Raw genomic sequence first — 20,936 nt, 5'->3', positions numbered from 1 at the left:
CTGTTATGAAGACAATCGCAATACTTGGCGAATGTATGATCGAGTTGAACGGCAAGCCGTTTGGCGACATGCAGCAGACGTTTGGTGGCGACACCCTTAACGCGGCGGTTTACCTCAGCCGTTGCAGCCAAGCCTTAGACGCATCACCGCAAGTGCAGGTGCAATATGTCACCGCCATGGGGACAGACCCACTGAGTGACGGCATGGTGGCGCGTTGGCAACAAGAAGGTGTAGCTACGGAGTTAGTCTTGAGAGACGAAACGCGCACGCCGGGCCTATATCTGATTCAGTTAGATGACCAAGGCGAGCGCACTTTCCTTTACTGGCGCAGTCAATCGGCAGCGCGCTACTTGATCCAACACGCTGAGTTCGAACGTGTGGCGGAATCGCTCAAGCAAGCTGATATGGTGTTTGTCAGTGGTATTAGCTTGGCGATTTTGCCTGAGCATGATCGAATCCAATTGCTTGAGCTTTTGAGTCGTTTGCGAGCTACGGGTGTTGAGATTGCTTTTGATAGTAACTTCCGCCGAGCACTTTGGCCGCAAGACCAAATGAAGACAGTTCAAACATGCTACCAAGCCATGTATCAAACCACAGATTTGGCTTTGGTCACTTTCGATGATGAGCAGCTTATTTGGGGTGATGCAACGGCGCACGACACAATCACGCGCTTGCAGAAGCAAGGGGTGAAAAATGTGGTGGTTAAGCTCGGTGCTGAGGGCTGTTTAGTCGCGGATTCAAATACATCTGAGCCTTATTCTGTGGCAACAACGTCCATAGACAATGTCATTGATACCACTTCAGCTGGCGACTCATTTAACGGTGGCTTCCTCGCGACTTACTTGTCGGGCGGCAACATCAAACAAGCGTGTATAAATGGCAATACCCTCGCCGGTACCGTTATTCAACACAAAGGCGCCATCATCCCACAAGCGGCAACCGATACGGCTATTGCCCAGTTCAAGAAATAGATTTACAGGAAACAACATGTCGAATTTAAAAGCTCAATTGAAAGCGTTAAAAGTGATCCCGGTGATAGCCATTGATCGCGCAGAATACATCATCCCACTGGGTAAAGTGTTGGCAGAAAACGGTCTGCCAGCAGCCGAAATCACGTTTCGCTCCGATGCCGCTGTCGAGGCGATCCGTCTATTACGTGAAGCGCAGCCAGACATGCTGATTGGTGCTGGTACGGTGCTCAATCGTGAACAAGCTATTGCAGCCAAAGAGGCGGGGGCAACCTTTGTGGTTTCTCCGGGATTTAACCCTAACACCGTTAAAGCTTGCCAAGAGATTGGTATTGATATCGTACCTGGTGTGAACAACCCAAGTGCAGTTGAAGCGGCGCTAGAAATGGGACTGACAACATTGAAGTTCTTCCCGGCAGAAGCATCTGGTGGCGTCAACATGGTGAAAGCACTGTTGGCCCCTTATGGTGATGTGGAAATCATGCCAACTGGCGGTATCAATCCTTCGAACATTAAAGACTACCTAGCCGTACCGCGAGTGTTGGCATGTGGCGGCACTTGGATGGTCGACAAAACACTTATCGAAGCGGGCAAGTGGGAAGAACTGGCTCAGCTAACGCGTGAAGCGGTGGAGCTGGTCGCGCAGCAATCTGCTTAATTCTCAATATTCCAAATTTTCCTAACCTCGAGATTTTCGACGGTTAGGGGATACTCAAATAACAACAATAAATCTTACTAAGTCTTTCTTTTTTAATAAGAAGGGGCGGGGCTTTCTGTCTCTAAAATCAGCACATTTACACAATAAAATCTAATACATATAGGGTTTAACATGAACAAAGCACTGAAACTATCTCTGAGCGCCATCGGCGTATGCACGGCACTATCGGCAAATGCGGGCATCAGCATTATCGACAACGAAGACGGTAACTTTTCTATCGGCGGCGACGTTGAATTGAACTTCAACTACCAAGATCGTGAGTCTAATGATTCTGGCGATCAAGAATTCAACCAAGATGGTCGTGTACTGATCGAGTTTGCCGGTGAGAAATTCACAAGCAACGGTCACTACGTTGGCGTGAAAGCGCAGCCTTTGTTTGAAAGCACGGGCGACGTAAATCTTGATGACGCATACTTCGAGTTCGGTAAGAAAGACAGTTGGGCAATCAAAGCGGGTCGTTTTGAAGCTTATGATATGTTCCCTGTTGGTTTGGATGTGTTCCTAGAGTACTCAGGTGATACCTCTAACGAGCTTTACACTGATGGCTCGGCTTACACCTATCAGATGAAAGAAGCGCGCGGCCGCGGATCTGATGGTCAGCTGATGTACAGCCAAAGCTTCGGCAATCTTTATCTGGAACTGAGCACCATGATTGGTGACCGCTCGGATCTTTTCCATGAAGGTACCGATGGCGGAACATACCATGGTCAAGCCATTACAAGCAGCAAAGACTCCTTCTTAGTACGCCCTGTTGTTGCTTACCAAATGGGTGATTTCAGCCTAGCAGCCTCGATGGAAACCAACCTCGTTTCTGATGCGGTGGTGACCGACCAAGGTGTTGATATTTCTGACCGTACTGGTTACGGCTTATCAGGTAACTGGACCAGCGGTGATTGGTCGGTGAATGCGAACGTGGCTTACCTAGATGCGGTGGACGAAAACAACTTCTCGACAGGGGTTAACGCACTGTGGAAAGGGCTAGGTATTGGTTACGTTTACGCGCTGAACGAATACGAAAACAAAGAGATCAAAGACTGGGCAGAAGGCGATGTGAAGGTATCGACGCTTTACGCATCTTACGAATTCACGGATGTACTAGAGGTAGAGAACTTCTCAGTGTTACTGGGTTCTTACTTCACAACCGTTACCAACGATCTTAGCGCGAACTCACCAAGCGAAGCGTTTAAAGAAGAAGACGATTTCGGCGCACGTGTTCGCTTGTTCTACGAATTCTAATTTGGTTTAACGTACGAATCGCAACAACTCAAAAGGGCACAGTCAGTGCCCTTTTTGATATTCTTAATTACGCGCTTTTGCGAGCTTGTGACTTGTCCGTTTTATTGGTTTCAGTGGACTTGTCTTTCAGCGTCACCACTTCTTTTTCTGGGAGTTCTGCGGCCTCTCCGAAGAACTTACCGCCCGCTTCGATACTCAGGTTGTTGCTCCAGATTTTGCCACTGACTCGTCCTTTCGCTAAAACCTGAATGTGTTCTGCATGGCAGTTACCATCAAGCAGACCATTGACGATCAGTTGTTTCGCGTAGATGTCGCCTTTAACACGGCCACTCTCTGCGACGACCAATGTCCCTTCGACGTGCAATTGGCCTTCGATGATGCCATCAACCTGAATATCGCTTTCTACTTTGAGTTCTCCGCTAACAGAACAGCCTTTGGCGATGAGAGTTGAAGCTGATGAGCCACTCGTTGTTCCACGGTTTTGATTAAAGATTCCCATCGTATTCTTCGCTCCTTGGTAAAGATGTCTTCAAAATTGTTGAGGGTCCAATCCACGAATGGCCTTGGGTTTACGGCTCTTCCAATAAATCTCACTTCATAATGAAGGTGAGGGCCAGAAGAGAGCCCGGTGTTACCAGAAATGGCGATGAGCTGGCCTTTTTTGACGAACTCACCGGTTTTGACTTTGAACTCTTTCAAGTGGGCATAAGCGCTCGAAAAGCCAAAGGAATGTTGTATACGCAGTAAGTTTCCATAACCTTTACTACTTCGGCGTGTGGTCTCTATTACGCCATCAGCAGAGGCATACACTTTGGTACCAGTGTTTACCGCAAAATCTAGCCCACGGTGCATTTTGTTTTTTTTGGTGACCGGATGAACGCGCTTGCCAAACCCCGATGAAAGCCGTGCTTTACCGACTGGAGAGCCGTTGGGGATTTGGTTGAGCATCACCATTCGAACATTGGATGTGATAGCGGCAGTATCAAAGCGCGCATCCAAACTCTCAGTGTTGGATTCGTTGGCGACACCGAGCACTTTCTCCAATTCGCCCAAACGCTCCGAGACCAATTGAACGCGCTCTTCTCGCTCCGATAGGTCATTCTCTAGCTCTGATTTTAGAGCCTTTAGCTCACTTAACTCCTGACCCATACTGCGTGATTGCTCGGTTAACTTTGCTTGCTCAAGCACGGCGTCATCGACCTGAGAATAAAGATGATTGATCAAGATAGCGGTTGCGGTTAATCCCAAAAGAAATGCCACCAAGCCCGTTTTAAAGTTGCGCTGCATGGTTTTGCTGAAGTACCAATGCTTAGAGCCATTGATGTTGGAGATAGAGATAGTCAGCTGATCTTTCATGGTGATTAATGGCGCGATAGACGTTCAACATTCGTTATTGATAGCTCTGACTGTAAGTAAAAGTACGACCGTCTTCTAGAGGAGGAATCGACGAAAATGTCAGGTCGTGAGCTGTTTTCAGACAATAGAGAAAAATCGGTAATTGGATTTAATATTGCGTGGATTTTGGCCGGTAGGGTATAGCATTTATGAAATTTTATTGAGTAAGTTGCTAATAGTGTGGTTTCGCAGTTTAACCGACTTCACGGTTCATCTTATAAATGTTGGATATCTTAAGAAATTGGCATTCAGCAAATTGATAACTTTGTTTGGGGGTTTATGATGGCGTTGCACGCAAATTAACGTCTGAGTTCCCGAATGGTGATTCTCATCCTTTATGGCGTTCATTAAAGGCTTAATGCTCACTCAAACCTACTGATTGGTTTGAGGAAATAAAACCAAGACAACGGAGTTGGTCGTGAAAAAATTATTATTAGCTACTGCAGTGGTCGCAGCAGCCGGTGGTGCCGCATATGTGTACCAAAACAATCTTGCCCAAGGTGAATCTTCAAGCTCGCTACTTGCTCAAGTTCCAGCTGATACCTTGTTGATCACTTACCAAACAGAACCTTTCAATCACTTCGAGTACATGAACGCTTTCGGTACATCACAGCAGCCACCTATGTCGGAGCTGTTTGCGGAAGAAGAGCTGACGTCTGGTCTCAAGTTTGCCGTCAATTTCTTAGATGCGTACATGGCAGCAGCTTCTTCCCCTGAGAATTTAAAAGCCTTCTTGGGTACCGGTGATATGGTCAACCCAATCATGTACACCCTAGGTCTTGTACCTGTTTATAAAGTGCAGTTGGAGAACCCTGCAGCGCTTTGGAAAACACTGGATGAGCAAGAGCAACTGGCGGGTATTCAACATGAACTTGTGAAGCTCGATTCCGCGGAGTTCCGCCGCTACGAGTTGACAGACTCGCAAGAACCACAACTGGGCATTGGTCTTGCGGTGGGAGTGGTTAATAACGTACTTACCGTGACTTTCGACACTCCAGAGCTGGGTGTTGAAAACCCACTTAAACTGGCATTTGGTCTGGAAGCTCCTAAGAGCAGCATCGTTGACTCTGGCCGTCTAGAGGCAGTGCAAACTAAGTACGGAATGAACAACAACTCGTTTGGGATTTTCGACATTCGAGAAATCATTAAAGGTCTAACGACACTTGATGGCAACAGAATGGCACGCCAACTTAAGAATGTCGATTCTGACCCGACTTTAGAGCAACTGCGTTCTCCGGCGTGTCACACTGAGTTCACTCAAATCGCTGAAAACTGGCCACAAATGGTCGCGTTTGCCGAGTACAGTGCGGGTGACGACAAAGCTCGCCTCAACGGTAGTTTTGTTGTTGAATCGAAGAACCAAGTGATCCTTGAGGCGCTGAAATCTATGCGTGGCGTACTGGCAGAATCCAACGGTGAAAAAAGCATGTTTAGTGTGGCATTAGGCCTAGACGTTGCTACGTTGGCGCCTGCGATTGGTAAGATCTGGACAGATTTAACCACGCCTGAATACCAATGTTCGCTTCTGGCACAAGCGCAAAATGACATGCGTGGCCAAAACCCAGCTCCGGCGATCAGCATGGGCGCGGGTATGGCAAATGGCCTGAAAGGTCTGAGCATGGAAATGTTCGGTCTTGATGTGAACATGAATGGCCAGTACGGACCTGAGCTAGGTCAGCTGGATGCGATCTTCTCTATCTCAGCGGACGATCCAAACATGCTGCTGCAAACGGCACAAATGTTCATGCCTGAACTGGCTCAGATTCAAATCCAACCTGATAACCAACCAGTGAACATCGGTGGTCTGATTGAACCATACGCAGGTAAGCCGATGGACGTGTTTGCTCGTCTAAACGGTAGTCACCTAACGCTTTACAGCGGTGATGCATCAGCAGCAGCGAGCGAGAAAGTCATGGCTCAGCCGCTAACGGCAAATGGTCTATTGAGCTTCACTATGGATTCGGACCGCGTACTGGAAGTGATTGAAACAGCGTCAGAAGTGTCTGGCGAGCCAGTACCGGAAGACGTGAAGATGAGCCTACAAGGTGAGCTTATCGGTGGTATGGCTTTGGACGTAACCAAAGATGGCATTGTGTTTGACTTCGATTACACAAGCTCAACCAAACCACAAGTGAAGGTAGCGCAGCAATAAGCGTGATTCACCGGCTTCAATCTCGAAGCATTTCTTCATAATCAAAAGGCGACCTCGGTGTCGCCTTTTTTGTTTTTCTCGCGACAGCTCTTCAACTCCTTCTCTTTCATTCAAAAGTGACCACCAAATAAGACCATTAAAAATCAATGGGATGGATCTTTTCTTCTCATCAATGATCAAATGTATCTTTACTAAAACTGTACGGTACAGTACAGTTTATAAAAATCATTAAGTTGGGTTTTAAAAATGAAGAAGAAAGTCATTGCGTTGTCGCTTGTTATTGGTTCGTTAGTCGCTGCAGGTTGTGCGTTATACCAACCGAATACAGTGACCACTGATAACGCTTATGTTCACTCGGATGTGACGGCGATTTCTCCGGAAGTCGGTGGGCAGGTAAGCCAACTTTTTGTCGAAGATAACCAGTGGGTAAGCAAAGGGGCGCCACTGTTTTCGATTGATGATGAAGATTTCATTGCCAATCAAGAAATCGCGAAGTCAGCGTTAGATGTCGCAAAGGCTGCACTGACCGCAAACCAAACCAAAACCGAAATGCAGCTGGTAAAGATTGAGCAGGCGAAGCAGGGCATTCACAGTGCAAGTGCCAACGCGGAACATCAAGCGGCGGAGTTCAAACGCCTTTCACGCTTGGTACAAAAGCAGTCGGTGAGTAAGAACCAATTTGAAGCGCAAAGAACGCGTTCTATTGAAGCAAGCAGCAATCTTGAAACTGCCAAGCTAGCACTAGCCGCTGAACAGAAGCAGCTCGATGCGCTAGTAACAGAAAAGATGCAGTTAACCGCGCAACGCAAGCAAGCAGAAGCGAACTTGAGACTGGTAAATATCGCCCTTGAGCGAACCATCGTTCGAGCGCCATTTGATGGTTATGTGGCAGACAGACAAGTGCAAGTGGGTAAGTTTGTTCAACCGGGTATGGGGTTGATCGTGATGGTGCCGGATTACGTTTGGATTGAGGCAAACTTCAAAGAGACTCAATTGGAAAACGTTGCACAAGGACAAGACGTGGAAGTGGTGTTAGATATGTTCCCTGATCATCCGTTGTATGGTCGTGTAACTTCCATAACCCCAGCAACAGGCGCGCAGTTTAGTTTACTTCCACCGCAAAATGCGACGGGTAATTTCGTGAAAGTAGTTCAGCGTGTGCCAGTGCGTATCGAGTTGGATATCCCACAAGAGCTGAAACAGCGCATCTACCCTGGCTTGTCGGCTGAAGTGTCGATTGAGACCGCAACGCAAGGTTAATCGCCATGAAAACACGTTTACCATTGCTGATTTTTGCACTGTTCGCCATTGCGGCTTTTGGGATCAATTCGGTGATGTTTACCGAGTTGTCCCACGAGATGGCAGCCACATCCGGTTTGTCTGCAGATGAAGTCGAGTTAGTGAAAATCGGCTTTATGATCACTCAAGTATTAGGGTTTATGTTTACCCCTACCTTGGTGCGTAAGCTTGGTACGTCACTGCCATTGCACTCTGCATTGCTGGTGGGTTTGGGAACGAACCTTACGCTCTATTGGATTGGTCAGCATGCGTTGTTGTTTACGCTAACTTGGTTAGTAAGTGGCTTTTTCATGAGCATGTTATTGGTGGTGGTGAACCTTTATCTACTCAATACCTTTGAGCAGCGTTGGTTGCCTGCGATTATTGCGCTGACACTGACCTTCTCAACACTGTTACCAATGGGCGCTTATCCGTGGTTGGTAGCTGAGATTGTCGAAGAGTTTGATTGGTCGTTTTTGAACGTTGCCTCGGCTTGGTTGTACTTTTCTGCTTTAGTAATGATCGGCGTGTATAAGCCTCAGGCGATTGAGATTGAAACTAAGCCAAAGTCTTCAGGTTCGGTGTACCTCGTACTCGCGTTAACGATGAGTTTGGTGGTGTTCCTGCTAATGCGTGGCAGCTACTACAACTGGTTGGATTCAGACTGGTTTGTACAGGCTTCTTCTGTCGCGGCGGCACTGGTTTTGTTGGCCGTGTATCAGTTGGTGAAAACGCGCCATTTGGATACTGCGTCGATGCAATTGCACGGTAAGTTAAAGACCAACGTGTTTATGTATAACGCCTTTCTTGCGGGCTTTGCCGTGATGGCAAGTACGGTGCTGTTTGCCAACTTCCTAAAAATGGCGATGCACTATAACAGCCTCAATGCGGGCTATGCACAGTTGCCATCGTTTTACGCCATGTTGGTTGGCATGCTGGTCAGTGTGTTGGTGTATTACTTCCGCCGTCCGCTGGCGGATGCAGTGGTACCTTTTGGCGTGCTGATGATCTTATTGTCGGTGCACGAGTTCAGCCAATTACCAAGCTTTGTTGGTACAGAGTCACTACCCATCCCAATGCTGTTACGTGGTTTTGGTGTTGGCTTGTTGAATGTGTCGGTGACGATTGCGGTGTTGATGTACTTCCAAGTAGGACAGCGTTTAGAAGGCATTGCTAACTTCTATCTGTTCCGAACCATGGGCGGGGTGATTGGCGGGGCGTTTTTCTCTCGTGTGATTCAAAGCCACAGCGCGCAAGCATCGGGCGAAATCGGTCGCACACTAGACGGTTCAAACCATGTGTTTGCGGCGTATGAACAGGCATTGAGCAGCGCGCTTCTGACTCATGGCCGCTTACCTAATCCGGCACTCGGCATGAGCCAGATTAGTGCGGTTGTGAAAGAGCAAGCGACGACATTAGCTCTGAGTAATTCGTTGGTGATGTTTATTGTCTCTATTTTTGCGCTTGCGCCAATCTTATTGATTGGTAAGAAGCTAGCCGCAAAACAAGAAGCGCACTGAGGTTATGTAAATAGAACAAATAGCTAGCCAAGCAACCCGGTAACTAAGCCGTAAAAGAACAAAGGGAGCCAATGTGCTCCCTTTGTTTTTTAGGTTTGAGGTTCTTATCGCTGATAAAGTTTAAGGAACGCCGCCACGGCTTTTTGTGTATGCGAATCCAATTCTTCATCGCTTAAGAAATCAAAGCCCATCAGTGCCATGTTCTGGTAATCCATTTTGATCAGCGCGAGTAACTGACCACAGGCTAAATCTGCATCATCAATGTGAAGTTGCTGGTTGATGGTGTCGGTTTTAAAAAACTCAATTAAGTACTGATGAATGCGCTGCGGTCCGGTTTGCCAAAACTGATTTGGAACCGAGTCATGTTTGTTGAAGTCGGCAGAGATGATGCGATAAAGCGATAGGATTGGGTTAGAGCAAATGCCTCGTAGATACTTCTTCGCGAAGTCTTCTAAGGTTTCTCTTAGAGGTTCGTTCTGTTTATCGGCAAGTTGGAAAACGGACTCTAGGCTGATCTTGGTGTTATGTGCGAGCACTTCAACAAACAACCCTTCTTTGTTAGAGAAGTAACGATAAAGGGTCTGTTTTGAACCACCACAAATTGCAACGATTTGATCGAGTGACGTGTCCTTGTAACCCTGCTCAATAAACAGTTCGGTCGCTACTTCGATGATTCGAGTTCTTTTCTTTTCAGTAGATGCGCGCATAACTAAATCAACCTAAATAAAACTGTTCAGTACAGTATCATTAATGCTGCTCGGACACATCGCTTTTCCGTGTTTAACGCTTCTTCATTGACCAAAATTAAAAAAGGCGACACGAGGCCGCCTTTGGAATCAGATTGGGTTACGTTAACGTCGGTAGTACAACGAAATACGGTTGCCGTTAATCTCTTGCACGATAAATGGAATCTCGTATATATCGCTCAGCACGTCGGCATCAATCACTTCTTCAACCAAGCCCGCTTTGATGACTTCACCAAGTTTCATCGCCACGATGTGGTCGGAATAACAAGACGCAAAGTTGATGTCGTGAATCACGATCACTACGGCTTTGTTCTTCATTTCCGCAAGCTTACGTAGCGTACTCATGATGTCGACGGAGTGCTTGATGTCGAGGTTATTCAGCGGCTCATCCAAGAAGATGTAGTCGGTATCTTGCGCCACCACCATAGCAATAAACGCCATTTGACGCTGACCTCCCGACAGTTGGTCGATAAAGCGATCTTTCAAATGGTCGATTTCCAGATGCTGCATTGATTCATCAATGATGCGGTGATCTTCTTCTGTCAGACGACCTTGCGAGTACGGGAAGCGACCAAACGCCACCAAATCACGCACCGTAAAGCGCATGTTGATGTTGTTTGATTGGCGCAGTACCGATAGTCGCTTTGCCAAGTCTTCTGTATTCCATTGGTCAAGCGGCTTATCACCAATCACGACGCTACCAGCATCGCTTTCTGTTAGTCGGCTCGCCATAGATAGCAAGGTACTTTTACCCGCGCCGTTAGGGCCAATAATGCTGGTTACTTTACCAAGTGGAAAAAGGGCATCGGCGTTTTTTACCACGTATTTTTCGTTGTATTTTTTGCTAAGACCTTGAATACGGATCATGTGATAAACCCTTAATCGAATTTGTTTTTCATAAGCAGAAGCAAGAAGTAGCCGCCGCCGATAAAGTTGATAATAACGCTGATGGTAGTGTCGAAATCGAACAGGTTTTCAACCACCCATTGACCGCCTGACAGCAGCACAACCGACAAGACTGAGCTCGCCACAATCAATAAGCGATGCTGATAGCCAGTGAAAATTTGGCGAGCCAGAGCCACAACAATCAAGCCAAAGAACAAGATTGGACCAATCAATGCGGTCGAGATAGACACCATCAAAGTAATGATGAACATGACTTGCATAGTCAGTTTGTGGGTATCCACACCTAGACTTTTCGCATTGTCGACGCCAAGCCACATTACGTCCAATTTGTGAGCAATACGCATTAGGTACGCGCCGCAAAGCAGCATCGGAACCACACACCAGTACACCAACTCACTGTTGATGTTGTTAAAGCTAGCGAACATAGAACTTTGGATGAAGGTGAACTCATCTGGGTCGGTGATCATGGTGAAGAAGCCGGTGACGCTATTGAACAAGCTGCTCAGTACGATACCAATCAACAACAAGGTGAAGATATTGCGCTGACGACCACGGAAGTAGAAGCTGAATAAGGTCATTGCACACACAATCATGATGCCTGTCGACAACACGAAGTTGAGTTTGCTGTTGATGACCAAAGCGCTCAAGCCACCAAACATCACCACAAGCAGAACTTGAATCATCACGTACATGGAATCGAAACCCAGAATCGAAGGGGTAAGGATTCGGTTGTTGGTGATAGTCTGGAAAATCAGTGACGACGATGCGATCGCCATCGCTGCCAAGACAATCGCCAATACTTTCGGGATGCGACGTGACAAGAAGAACTGGTAGTTATCTGGCGTTAAGCCCTTGCCAATGAACACCGCACAAATCAAAACCGCCGCGATTGCCAGCAGCGTTACTTTCATAGAATCACGCATTCGATTTGTCTCTCAGAACTAGGTAAATGAAGATTGAGCCACCCAAGATGCTGATGATCATCGAAATTGGAATCTCGTAAGGGAAGATGATGAGGCGACCGAGGATGTCGCAAGTAAGCACCAAAATCACACCTGCGTATGCGGTCCAAGGCAAGTTACGACGCATGTTGTCACCAATGAACAGCGACACAAGGTTTGGCACGATAAGCCCAAGAAACGGAATCATCCCGACGATCATTACCACCGATGACGACAGTACAGCCACAAGGATGACACCAACCAGAACGATGCGTTGATAGTTCAAACCAATGTTTTTTGCAAAGCTTTCACCCACACTTGCCGCGCTAAAGCGGTTGGCGTAAGCGTAAGCCAGAACCGAGACTGGCAGAGCGAGATACAAGAACTCGTAGTTGCCGCGCAATACCGATGCGAAGTTAGCCACCGTCCAAGAACCAAGGGTCTGTACTAGATCGTATTTGTAGGCAATAAAAGTGGTCATGGACGAAACCACGTTGCCGTACATGATGCCTATCAGCGGGACGAGCACGGTGTTCTTAAACTTCAAACGTTGTAAGAAGCGTACGAAGATCACCGTACCAATCACAGAGAACGCGAAGATGGTGATCAGGTGCACCCAACTGCTCATGTCTGCAAACAGAATCAGCGCGACGATGTAGCCGAACATTGCCCAATCGACCGTACCCGTGGTGGATGGGGCAGCAAAGCGGTTTTGCACGATCTGCTGCATGATCAAACCTGCAATACTTAAGCCTGCACCAGCGAGGACGATGGCCAACAAGCGGGGCAATCGGCTAACCAGCAAGATGTTCAAACTGTGGCTGTCACCGGCCAAAATCTGCGAGAGAGAAACGTTCGCCACCCCAACCAGCAAAGAGGCGCAGGCGAGTACGACGAGCAATAAAAAAGCCAAGATATGATGTAATTTCATGGTGTATTTATAGGGTGATAAAAACAACAATGACCTTTCGCACCGTGAAGCGGGAAAGGTCATCTTTTAGAGTGAGATTGAACCGAATCTGTTAGTTAGCAATGACTTGGTTCAGCTCTTTAATCATGGTTTGCGTCGATTGGTAGCCACCTGCGGTTAAGTACCAAGCTGCTGGGTCCATAAACAGCACGCGATTGTTTTTCGCCGCTGGTGTGGATTTAACAAGATCGTTGTCGAACAGCTGTTTTGCTTTACCACTGCTCTGACCGATCGCTTGTTCGCGGTCAAGAATAAGCAGTACCTCAGGTTGCGCATCAGCAATGTATTCGAATGAAATCAGGTTGCCGTGGGTACGTGGTACAGATTTCACGTTCTCAGAAGTCGACGTTGCAAAACCTGCTTCTTCATACACAAATGAGAAACGGCTGTTGGTGCCAAACATCGCCAAGCTGTTACCGCTGTTTGAGACGGTTAGTGTGCGTGGTGGCTGAGCTTCTACTTTTGCGTGCAGGTGATTAATTTGTTCTTGAACGCCTTCAATCAACTGCTCTGCCTGCTCTTCTTTGTCGAAGATGTCACCCAGCGTACGCCAGTGTTCTTGGGTTGTTTTCCAGTAGTCGGTGGTGTCGATACGGAACATGTAAGTTGGCGCGATGTCGCTCAGATCCTTGTAGATATCTGCCATGCGACCTTCCGCGATGATTAAGTCTGGTTTAAGCATAAACAGCGTCTCGAAGTTCACTTCTTTCACGCTGCCCGTGTTTGCGAACGAGTCGATTTGGAATTTTTCTAGTGACTTTGGCAGCAGCGTCTTTGGCATGCCTACGGGTGTTACGCCCAAAGCATCAATGTAGTCTAAACTGCCGTAGCCCAATACAACGACGCGTTGTGGAACGCCATCAATGTCTACTGTGCCCAAGCTGTGTTGGTAGGTTTTAGCCATTGCCCCCATAGGAGCCAATGCAAGCAGCAAAGCTCCCGTTGCTACGCGAAGAGAAGTTTTACCAAACATAATGATTTCCAAAAGGTGCGGTGCAATCTCGCATTAGTGCCTTAAAAACAAATAATGCTTTAAAAAAATAGAGCGCGAGATTAGTCGTAAAGCGGTATAACTTATTTGATTAAAATCAAATAAGAATGATTATTGATTGCAGACACATTAGCAGATAGTCTATATGCAGCAACAGAATTAGCGGAATAGTGAGTATTCAAAAAATGAATTTAGCTCAAGTCGACTTGAACTTATTGTTTATTCTCAAACACCTACTTGAAGAGAAGCATGTTTCCAACACCGCGGTATCGCTCAATATGAGCCAACCATCGGTGAGCCGCTCTTTACAGAAACTCAGAAACTTGTTCAACGATGAGCTGTTAGTACGTACTGCACACGGCTATGAATTGACCCCAAAAGCGGAAGTGATCAAGCAAGATTTGAACACGGTGTTAACTGGGCTAGAAAAGCTGATGTACGGCCAGTCATTTGTGCCAGAAAAGAGCAACGGTACGATCCGTTTTTACGGCTTGGTTCCGCAGGTGATTTTCTTACTGCCACCGATTGTTTCGCGTATCCGCGAAGAAGCGCCGAACATGATTGTCGATATCGATTCCATCCCGAAACGCCATTTCGATTCGCTGATCGCAGGGGATGTGCATTTTGTGCTCTCAACCGCCGAGCCACCTAGCTCTGAGCAAAATTTGTATCGCATGAAAATCGCCAATCGCGACTACCGATTCCTAATGAGCGAAACCCATCCACTTGCCCATGTTGAGGAGCTGACGGTGGAGATGCTGCTCGATTGCAACTTCGGTCAGATCTCACTTCAAGGTGGCAAAACCCTGTCGATTTATCACCGTTTTGTTGAGCTTGGCGTGGTGGATAAAAAACGCCAATTATCGATTCCTGTTCAGCTTTCAAACTTTAATGCTGCGCCAGCGATTGCTGAGCAAACGGATGTGATTTTTCACTTACCAACACCGTTTGCACAAGACGCTTGTCAGGGCAGAAAATTGATCACCAAAACCGTACCAAAAGCGATTCGAATGGACAGTGAATCGGTCTATTTATACTGGCATAAGCGCTATCATAACGACCCGATGTGTAATTGGGTTAAGTCATTGTTTAAGGAAATATATGGCTCAACTGAGGCTGAATGGTAAAGAATATTATTATTCATTTTCGACATAGTGGTAATTAATCCTACAAATGATCGGTTGCTTGTCTTCGTCAAATAAAGGTTATTTAATGCGAACCATTATCATTATAAGTTCCATTAAAATTTATAGGTTTTTACCATGTCGAAGACGACTCCGTTTGCGCCAAAACCATTAGCAGTGGTGATCGGTGCGCTATGTACCTCTTTTTCCGTCTTTGCTGATACAACGCCAATCGAAACCGATGAGCAGCTTGTTGTAACAGCAACTCGTACCCAGATGGAGCTGAAAGACGCTCCAGCTTCTATGTCGGTGATCACCGCTGAAGACATCGAAAACGATCCAGGCATCACGCTGGCGGACATCGTGTCTAACGCAACCAGCGTGGAGTCAGACTTTGACAGCACACGTGCAGGTCGTCAGCAAATCTCGATTCGTGGTATGGATTCGAAATACACACTGATCATGGTAAATGGCCGTCGCATGAGTTCGGCAAGTGCGATCGTACGTGGTAACGACTTCGATCTTTCTGCGATCCCAATGGATTCAGTTGAACGTGTGGAGATCATCCGTGGTCCTATGTCGGCGCTTTACGGCTCTGACGGTATGGGCGGTACGATCAACATCATCACTAAGTCACCAAGTAACGATTGGAGCTCTCAGCTCAGCTTAGACAACACCACGCCAAACGATGGCAATGGTGGTCAAGAGTACACAGTGGGTCTAACCACGTCTGGCGCTTTGATTGAAGACACACTCTTTGCTCGCTTCTCTGTTTCTCAAACGAGTCGTAATGCGTGGCAGCCATACTCTGGCGAGAAAGGCGGCATTGATCGTGAAGAGGTTACTGCACTTGAAGATCGCGATAGTTTAGCGATGTTCGGTACGCTTTCATGGCATTTGGCGGACAATCAATTTATCGATCTTGACCTTGGTTACAGCGACGACGAGCGTGATACCGCAGCAGAAAGTGGCACAACGGTTCTGTTCTCTGAGTCTCGTGTTAAACGTAACAGCCAAGCGCTATCGCACACCGGTTTTTGGTCTTGGGGTGATACGCAAGTTCGTTACTCACGTGAAAACGTAGAGAACATTGAAGCGGCAAACGATGGTGCTGATTCAATTGAAGAACTAACACAAATTTTTGAAGCATCAGCTACGACTTACCTAGGTGAAAGCCACACTGTGACGTTTGGTGTGGACTACCAAACTAGCGAGCTAACCAACCCAGAGCATATCGTAGGTAACAAAGCAGAAGCTTACCAAGGTGCGGTATTTATCCAAGACCAATGGGAAATGACCGATACGTTGATGGCGACAATTGGTGGTCGTTTGGATAAGCACGAGCACTACGGCGAAGAGTTCAGCCCGCGTGTGTACCTAGTACACCAAACAACGGACGACTTGGTACTGAAAGGTGGTGTGGGTAAAGCGTTTAAGGCACCAACCATGACGCAAAACCACCCAGACTTCTCGATGAGCAGCTGTAAAGGTAACTGTAACATCGTAGGTAACGAAGATCTGGAAGCAGAAACCAGCGTGAACTACGAGTTCTCGGCGCTTTACAGCGGTCGTAACTGGAACCTAGAAGGCGCGGTATTCCGTAACGAAATCGAAAACCTAATCGAACAGACGGACATCTTCTGTGAAGTCGGTACGTGGTCGAGTGCAGTGATGAGCTGTATTGATGACAATGGCGACCCTATCGATCGTGAACTGTCTAATCCGTACAAGTCTTACCAAAACGTATCGAAAGCCGTTATTCAAGGTGTGGAGCTAACGGGTAGCATTCAGTTCAATGAGCAATGGGCGATGTCTGGTAACTACACTTACTTAGACACCGAAGATAAGTCGACAGGTGAAGAGCTGAACGAGCGTTACAAGCACTCTGCATTTGCTCGCCTAAACTGGTACCCAACTCAAGATTTGAACCTGTTTGCGAGCGCACGCTACCGTGGCGACCGTAAGATTGATTCTCAGCTAACCCAAGATGCTTACACAACGATGGATTTAGGTACGGTTTACCATGTGAATGATGCACTACGTATTCGTGCGGGTATCACCAACCTAACCGATGAAAGTGTATCAAGAGAGCTAGAAAACATCGGTTATGTTGAAGCACCGCGTACTTACTACGTTGGTATGACCGCAGACTTTTAAGCTCTAATCACAGACTGATTCGATTGGACTTAAGTCGAATTTAATCGAAGCAAGACATGGCGTTGCAGTACACTCTGTAACGCCTTTTTTGCTTTTAGGGATGAATAGGGAAAGACAATGCTTCAAACTTCTTGGTTATTTTGGGCGCTCATGTCGGCGGTATTTGCGGCGATGACCGCAGTGTTGACCAAACTTGGTGTGGCGAACATCAACTCTGACTTGGCGACCTTTATTCGTACTTGCGTGATTCTTGTTTTGGTTGGTTTGATTGCTTACGCGACCAAGCAGTTCAGTGCCATTGGAGAGATCTCGACCAAAGGCATGGTGTTCTTGGTGTTATCGGGTTTAGCGACAGGTGCATCGTGGCTATGTTACTTCCGCGCCATGTCATTGGGGCAGGCGTCTCAAGTTGCGCCGATCGACAAACTAAGCGTGGTGCTGGTGGCGATATTCAGTGTGGTTTTATTGGGAGAAAAGCTCAGCATGATCAACTGGATGGGGATTGGCTTGATCACCGTTGGCGTGATTTTGGTGAGCCTACAAAGTTCTTAAAGGTCACTATCACCTGAGTATCTCGTCTCTTGGAATAGCGAGAGACAGATGTAATTCAGAATCGATATACAGAGAGCATGGGCTTCATGAGAACAGTTTAGTTTCTCAGCTCTTTGCTCTTTGATTCTTCGTACACAGTTCCTTTCATCACGTTCTTTGACCCACTTTCTGAATCACAAACGCTTGGCACTGATTAAACTGCGTGAAAGCGTGTAACTCCTCTTCTAAAGCGATGAAAAATGCTTCTCTGTCTTTGAGTGCAGGCTCGGTAACTAGGTTAAGAACGTTCAGCGTTGAACTGGTTTTATCCACTTTGCAGTCGGCGCGCGCGACCAGCTTTCCATCCCACAATATTGGCAAACAAAAATAACCGAACTGGCGTTTTGGCTCTGGCACATAACACTCAAGCAAGTAATCAAAGTTGAAAATTGCACTGGCGCGTTTTCGTTGGATAAGCAGGTTATCAAATGGGGAAAGGATTTTAGCGCGTTTGCGGTTGAGCCGTTTGTCGAGCAAGTTCAGCGCATCGCTACAGGCATAGTAAGCTGAACTGTTGATGCTAATGGCTTCAATCTCGCCCAAATCGACCAATTCGGACAGAGCTTGTTGTACAGGCTTTTTAACCCCTTTCAGTAGGTAAACCATTTCAGGCAAAGTGCCGAACCCATGAGATTTAAGATAATTGAGGACTAAGAATCGCGCGTGTTCTTGCTCGGTTGGCATCGATGTATCAACGTCTTGAGGCAGAACATGTGAGGTTAGGTCGTACACTTTCTGGAAGCCGCGACGTTCGCTTATCATCAGATCGCCCTGCATGTATAAGTTCTCTAGGGCGCGTTTGGTTGGCTTAGTGTTCCAACCGTCGGTCTTATGATTGGCGGATTCGAAGTCCTTTGCCATCAATGGGCCTTCTTGCGCAATTCTCTTCAAGATAGACGCCATCAAGTCGTGGTCTTTTTTGTACCAATGCTTCTGTTGATCGGATTTGATCGCCGCTTTGCGAGGTAAGCTATGACGGTATTGCGACATAGGTAAATACGCCGCCGCATGAGACCAATATTCGAAGACTTTCTTTTCTGCCACCAGTTGGTCTAGGTGCTCAAGTTGGTAGCTTGGGTTTCGGCTCCACAAAGTATGATGGTGAGCGCGCTGAACGACAGAAATCGTATCAATCTGAACATAGCCCAGTTGTTCAAAGACGGCTAAGGTCTTTGCTTTGGCGCTGCCTTTGTTGCTTGCTAGCGGCAACCCTTGAGAGAGCAGAGCTAATTTCTGTGCTTGTGCAAGATTGAGTGATTTCATGTCGTTATTTGTCTTCCTTGTTACTTTATATTGCCCGGACTCTATTGCTCGGAAGGCTGCTCAGTGGCAAAGCCTCGCAGAACGTTGGTCAGTGTGATGGTCGCAAAGACCACAATCACCAATGACAGGTGCCTCGCTTGGCTTAATCCGAGTTGCACCAATGCCATACTCACAATCGATGACACCACCATTTGGCCGCCGCCCGACATCGCCGCAGCTGCCCCTGCTTGTTTCTTATAGGGTTGCATTACCATGGCTTGAGCACAAGGTAGAGCGATAGCATTGCCTAAAATCATCAGCAACTGGCCTAGCATTAAATACAGCGGCTCTACAGGGCAGAAGAACAGCCACACTGCGGAACTGACGTGCAGGATTGGCGTGACCAATAGCATCTTCTTCGTGCCGATGATTGGGCGCACACGGTTACAGATACTGGTGCCGCAAATCATGCCGAACGCCGGAATCAGTGCCCACATCGCGTATTGATCGGATGTCATGCCGATTTGGTTCTGCATGATAAAAGGCATTACCGAAACGGTTGTGATCATCAAGCTGAAGTTAAGCCAACCAATACTGGCAAAGCTCATAAAGTAACGAGAAGTCAGTAGGTCACGATATTGCAGCAGCATCTTTGTCGGTGATGGCAACGCAGAGGTTTGTGTGATGGTTTCTTGGAAGCGAAATACGATCACAGTCCAAGCCAACAATACGTAACCCAACAGCGAGATAAACACCATGGTCCAGCCGAAGTGGGCATTAATGAAACCACCAATAACTGGAGCAACTAACGGTGTGATAGAGGCAGCCATCGCAATGTAGGACAAAGCGATAGGGAGTTCAGGACCATTAAAGCGATCACGAGTTGACGCTCTGGCTAACACCGCGCAACAGCCAGTGCCTAAACCTTGCAGAAAACGGCCTGCGACCATGCCAGTGAAAGTGTGGCTTAGGAAGATGATCATCAACAGGCCGAGCATGGCAATCAACAAGCCAGCTAACAGCACCTTTTTGCGGCCTAACGCATCAGATACTGGGCCATAGATAAACTGAGACGGGCCAAAACCAAGTAAGTAAACACTGACCAACAGTTGAGCTTGGTCGAGGGAAATATCGAAATCTTTGGCTATCCAAGGAAGAGATGGAAAAACCAAGCCCATGCTGAGCTGACCAACACTGATGATGAGACACGCCAGCAAGATGGTTTTAAATTCAATCGGTCGACTCATGATTTTTCACCATCGCCACGGCGGCGCAGGCTTCCTTCCTCATCAAACTCATTCAATTTGGCTTTCACACGTTTGACCGTCGATAGGCTGACTTCGCATTGTTCTGCGACGCTTTGTAGCGTATTGCCTTCCAGAAGCAAAGTTGCAATGTGTTGATGTTTCGCTTTGTCTGCAGGACGACCTCGGAATTTCTGCTTCCACATCTGTGGATCGTCTTTTAGCGCTTTGCGGCCTTGTTCTGCGGCGAACAAGCGATGTTGAGTTTGCACTTGTCCGTAGCCAGAAAGCAGCGAAATCAAGGTTTGCGTTTGTACGGAACCGGGCTCAAAGGTCAGTGGTTCACAAACGGTTATTAGGGTGACGCCTTTGTTAAGCAGAGTTTGAATCGTGCTTAATGCTTGGCTGAAGTCTCGGCCAAAGGCGGTCAACCACCAAAGTACAACGGTGTCGCCAGATTGCACCGTAGTTAAGAGCTGTTGAAAGGCTTGTCGCTCGGCTGGTGGCGTGCAGCCGCGTACCTTGTCTTCAAGGTGAATTGCTTCAGGAGCAAAGGCTTTCAAAGCGTTGAGCTGCTCAGGGTAAGCCCGGTTTTTTGGCGAGTGCCGCGTATAGAGAAAGGTAGCCATGGGTGCAATGCGTCTCTTGAAGTTGGTTCATATACTGTAATGGTCCATAAATATACAGAGGTTCATTAATAACCACAACACCAAATGAACCTACTTAAGGTGGTGATCTTTTATCTCTATGATACATA

The 20,936-nt window shown here is 47.2% G+C and carries 19 protein-coding genes; 9 read left to right on the top strand and 10 right to left on the bottom strand.

The window, feature by feature from the left end:
* The first annotated feature begins 5 nt into the window (after positions 1-5).
* From ATB76_RS09950 to ATB76_RS09940, 3 genes are all read left to right on the top strand, one after another.
* The gene (locus ATB76_RS09950; RefSeq protein WP_061035102.1) at positions 6-971 is read left to right on the top strand and encodes a sugar kinase; all 966 of its coding nucleotides are present in this window, start codon (positions 6-8) and stop codon (positions 969-971) included.
* Positions 972-987: 16 nt separating this feature from the next.
* Complete coding sequence (locus ATB76_RS09945) at positions 988-1,626, top strand: bifunctional 4-hydroxy-2-oxoglutarate aldolase/2-dehydro-3-deoxy-phosphogluconate aldolase (RefSeq protein WP_061035101.1); 639 nt, start codon at positions 988-990, stop codon at positions 1,624-1,626.
* A gap of 171 nt (positions 1,627-1,797) precedes the next feature.
* The gene (locus ATB76_RS09940) at positions 1,798-2,922 is read left to right on the top strand and encodes a carbohydrate porin (protein WP_061035100.1); all 1,125 of its coding nucleotides are present in this window, start codon (positions 1,798-1,800) and stop codon (positions 2,920-2,922) included.
* A gap of 67 nt (positions 2,923-2,989) precedes the next feature.
* On the opposite strand, the gene ATB76_RS27170 is transcribed toward ATB76_RS09940, so the two are convergent.
* Together ATB76_RS27170 and ATB76_RS09930 are read right to left on the bottom strand one after the other, a co-directional pair.
* On the bottom strand, positions 2,990-3,421 hold the full coding sequence (locus ATB76_RS27170; RefSeq protein ID WP_080642206.1) for a polymer-forming cytoskeletal protein: 432 nt from the start codon (positions 3,419-3,421) through the stop codon (positions 2,990-2,992).
* On the bottom strand, positions 3,325-4,278 hold the full coding sequence (locus tag ATB76_RS09930; RefSeq protein ID WP_061035099.1) for a M23 family metallopeptidase: 954 nt from the start codon (positions 4,276-4,278) through the stop codon (positions 3,325-3,327). Before ATB76_RS09930 ends, ATB76_RS27170 begins: the two co-directional genes overlap by 97 nt.
* A 457-nt stretch (positions 4,279-4,735) precedes the next feature.
* Between ATB76_RS09930 and ATB76_RS09925 the strand changes: the two genes are divergently transcribed.
* The 3 genes from ATB76_RS09925 to ATB76_RS09915 all read left to right on the top strand — a co-directional run bounded on the left by ATB76_RS09925 (position 4,736) and on the right by ATB76_RS09915 (position 9,267).
* Positions 4,736-6,469, top strand: coding sequence for a hypothetical protein (locus ATB76_RS09925; RefSeq protein ID WP_061035098.1), 1,734 nt, complete (start codon positions 4,736-4,738; stop codon positions 6,467-6,469).
* Between the two features lie 246 nt (positions 6,470-6,715).
* Positions 6,716-7,729, top strand: coding sequence for an HlyD family secretion protein (locus ATB76_RS09920; RefSeq protein ID WP_045408191.1), 1,014 nt, complete (start codon positions 6,716-6,718; stop codon positions 7,727-7,729).
* Between the two features lie 5 nt (positions 7,730-7,734).
* Positions 7,735-9,267, top strand: coding sequence for a hypothetical protein (locus ATB76_RS09915; RefSeq protein WP_061035097.1), 1,533 nt, complete (start codon positions 7,735-7,737; stop codon positions 9,265-9,267).
* 104 nt (positions 9,268-9,371) lie between these two features.
* On the opposite strand, the gene ATB76_RS09910 is transcribed toward ATB76_RS09915, so the two are convergent.
* From ATB76_RS09910 to ATB76_RS09890, 5 genes are all read right to left on the bottom strand, one after another.
* The gene (locus ATB76_RS09910) at positions 9,372-9,974 is read right to left on the bottom strand and encodes a TetR/AcrR family transcriptional regulator (protein ID WP_061035096.1); all 603 of its coding nucleotides are present in this window, start codon (positions 9,972-9,974) and stop codon (positions 9,372-9,374) included.
* Between the two features lie 144 nt (positions 9,975-10,118).
* Positions 10,119-10,880, bottom strand: a complete 762-nt coding sequence (locus ATB76_RS09905) for an ATP-binding cassette domain-containing protein (RefSeq protein WP_005434322.1) — start codon at positions 10,878-10,880, stop codon at positions 10,119-10,121.
* An 11-nt stretch (positions 10,881-10,891) separates the two neighbouring features.
* Positions 10,892-11,842 carry an iron chelate uptake ABC transporter family permease subunit gene (locus ATB76_RS09900; RefSeq protein ID WP_005429177.1) on the bottom strand — a complete coding sequence of 317 codons (951 nt, stop codon included), beginning with the start codon at positions 11,840-11,842 and terminating at the stop codon, positions 10,892-10,894.
* The gene (locus ATB76_RS09895) at positions 11,835-12,791 is read right to left on the bottom strand and encodes an iron chelate uptake ABC transporter family permease subunit (protein WP_005429179.1); all 957 of its coding nucleotides are present in this window, start codon (positions 12,789-12,791) and stop codon (positions 11,835-11,837) included. The genes ATB76_RS09900 and ATB76_RS09895 overlap by 8 nt, the downstream gene beginning before the upstream one ends.
* Positions 12,792-12,882: 91 nt before the next feature.
* A complete protein-coding gene (locus tag ATB76_RS09890; RefSeq protein WP_005434328.1) occupies positions 12,883-13,803 on the bottom strand; it encodes a siderophore ABC transporter substrate-binding protein in 921 nt (306 codons plus the stop codon).
* A 203-nt stretch (positions 13,804-14,006) separates the two neighbouring features.
* On the opposite strand from ATB76_RS09890, the gene ATB76_RS09885 reads away from it, so the two are divergent.
* The 3 genes from ATB76_RS09885 to ATB76_RS09875 all read left to right on the top strand — a co-directional run bounded on the left by ATB76_RS09885 (position 14,007) and on the right by ATB76_RS09875 (position 17,654).
* Positions 14,007-14,948 carry a LysR family transcriptional regulator gene (locus ATB76_RS09885; RefSeq protein ID WP_038868905.1) on the top strand — a complete coding sequence of 314 codons (942 nt, stop codon included), beginning with the start codon at positions 14,007-14,009 and terminating at the stop codon, positions 14,946-14,948.
* 135 nt (positions 14,949-15,083) lie between these two features.
* Positions 15,084-17,102, top strand: a complete 2,019-nt coding sequence (locus ATB76_RS09880) for a TonB-dependent receptor (RefSeq protein WP_061035095.1) — start codon at positions 15,084-15,086, stop codon at positions 17,100-17,102.
* 117 nt (positions 17,103-17,219) lie between these two features.
* Complete coding sequence (locus ATB76_RS09875; RefSeq protein ID WP_038881239.1) at positions 17,220-17,654, top strand: EamA family transporter; 435 nt, start codon at positions 17,220-17,222, stop codon at positions 17,652-17,654.
* Positions 17,655-17,801: 147 nt separating this feature from the next.
* Here the strand turns inward: ATB76_RS09875 and ATB76_RS09870 are convergent, their stop codons facing one another.
* Genes ATB76_RS09870 through ATB76_RS09860 form a run of 3 tightly spaced genes read right to left on the bottom strand, consistent with a single transcriptional unit; the run spans position 17,802 to position 20,808 of the window.
* A complete protein-coding gene (locus ATB76_RS09870) occupies positions 17,802-18,956 on the bottom strand; it encodes a crosslink repair DNA glycosylase YcaQ family protein (protein WP_061035094.1) in 1,155 nt (384 codons plus the stop codon).
* A 41-nt stretch (positions 18,957-18,997) separates the two neighbouring features.
* The gene (locus tag ATB76_RS09865; RefSeq protein ID WP_061035093.1) at positions 18,998-20,182 is read right to left on the bottom strand and encodes a multidrug effflux MFS transporter; all 1,185 of its coding nucleotides are present in this window, start codon (positions 20,180-20,182) and stop codon (positions 18,998-19,000) included.
* The gene (locus ATB76_RS09860) at positions 20,179-20,808 is read right to left on the bottom strand and encodes a recombinase family protein (RefSeq protein ID WP_061035092.1); all 630 of its coding nucleotides are present in this window, start codon (positions 20,806-20,808) and stop codon (positions 20,179-20,181) included. The genes ATB76_RS09865 and ATB76_RS09860 overlap by 4 nt, the downstream gene beginning before the upstream one ends.
* Positions 20,809-20,936: the final 128 nt, after the last annotated feature.

Source organism: Vibrio sp. MOR3 (assembly GCF_001557775.1).
Taxonomy (GTDB): Bacteria; Pseudomonadota; Gammaproteobacteria; order Enterobacterales; family Vibrionaceae; genus Vibrio; species Vibrio jasicida.
Note: the sequence above shows the minus strand (reverse complement) of the source record. Positions and strands in the feature narration are given on the sequence as shown.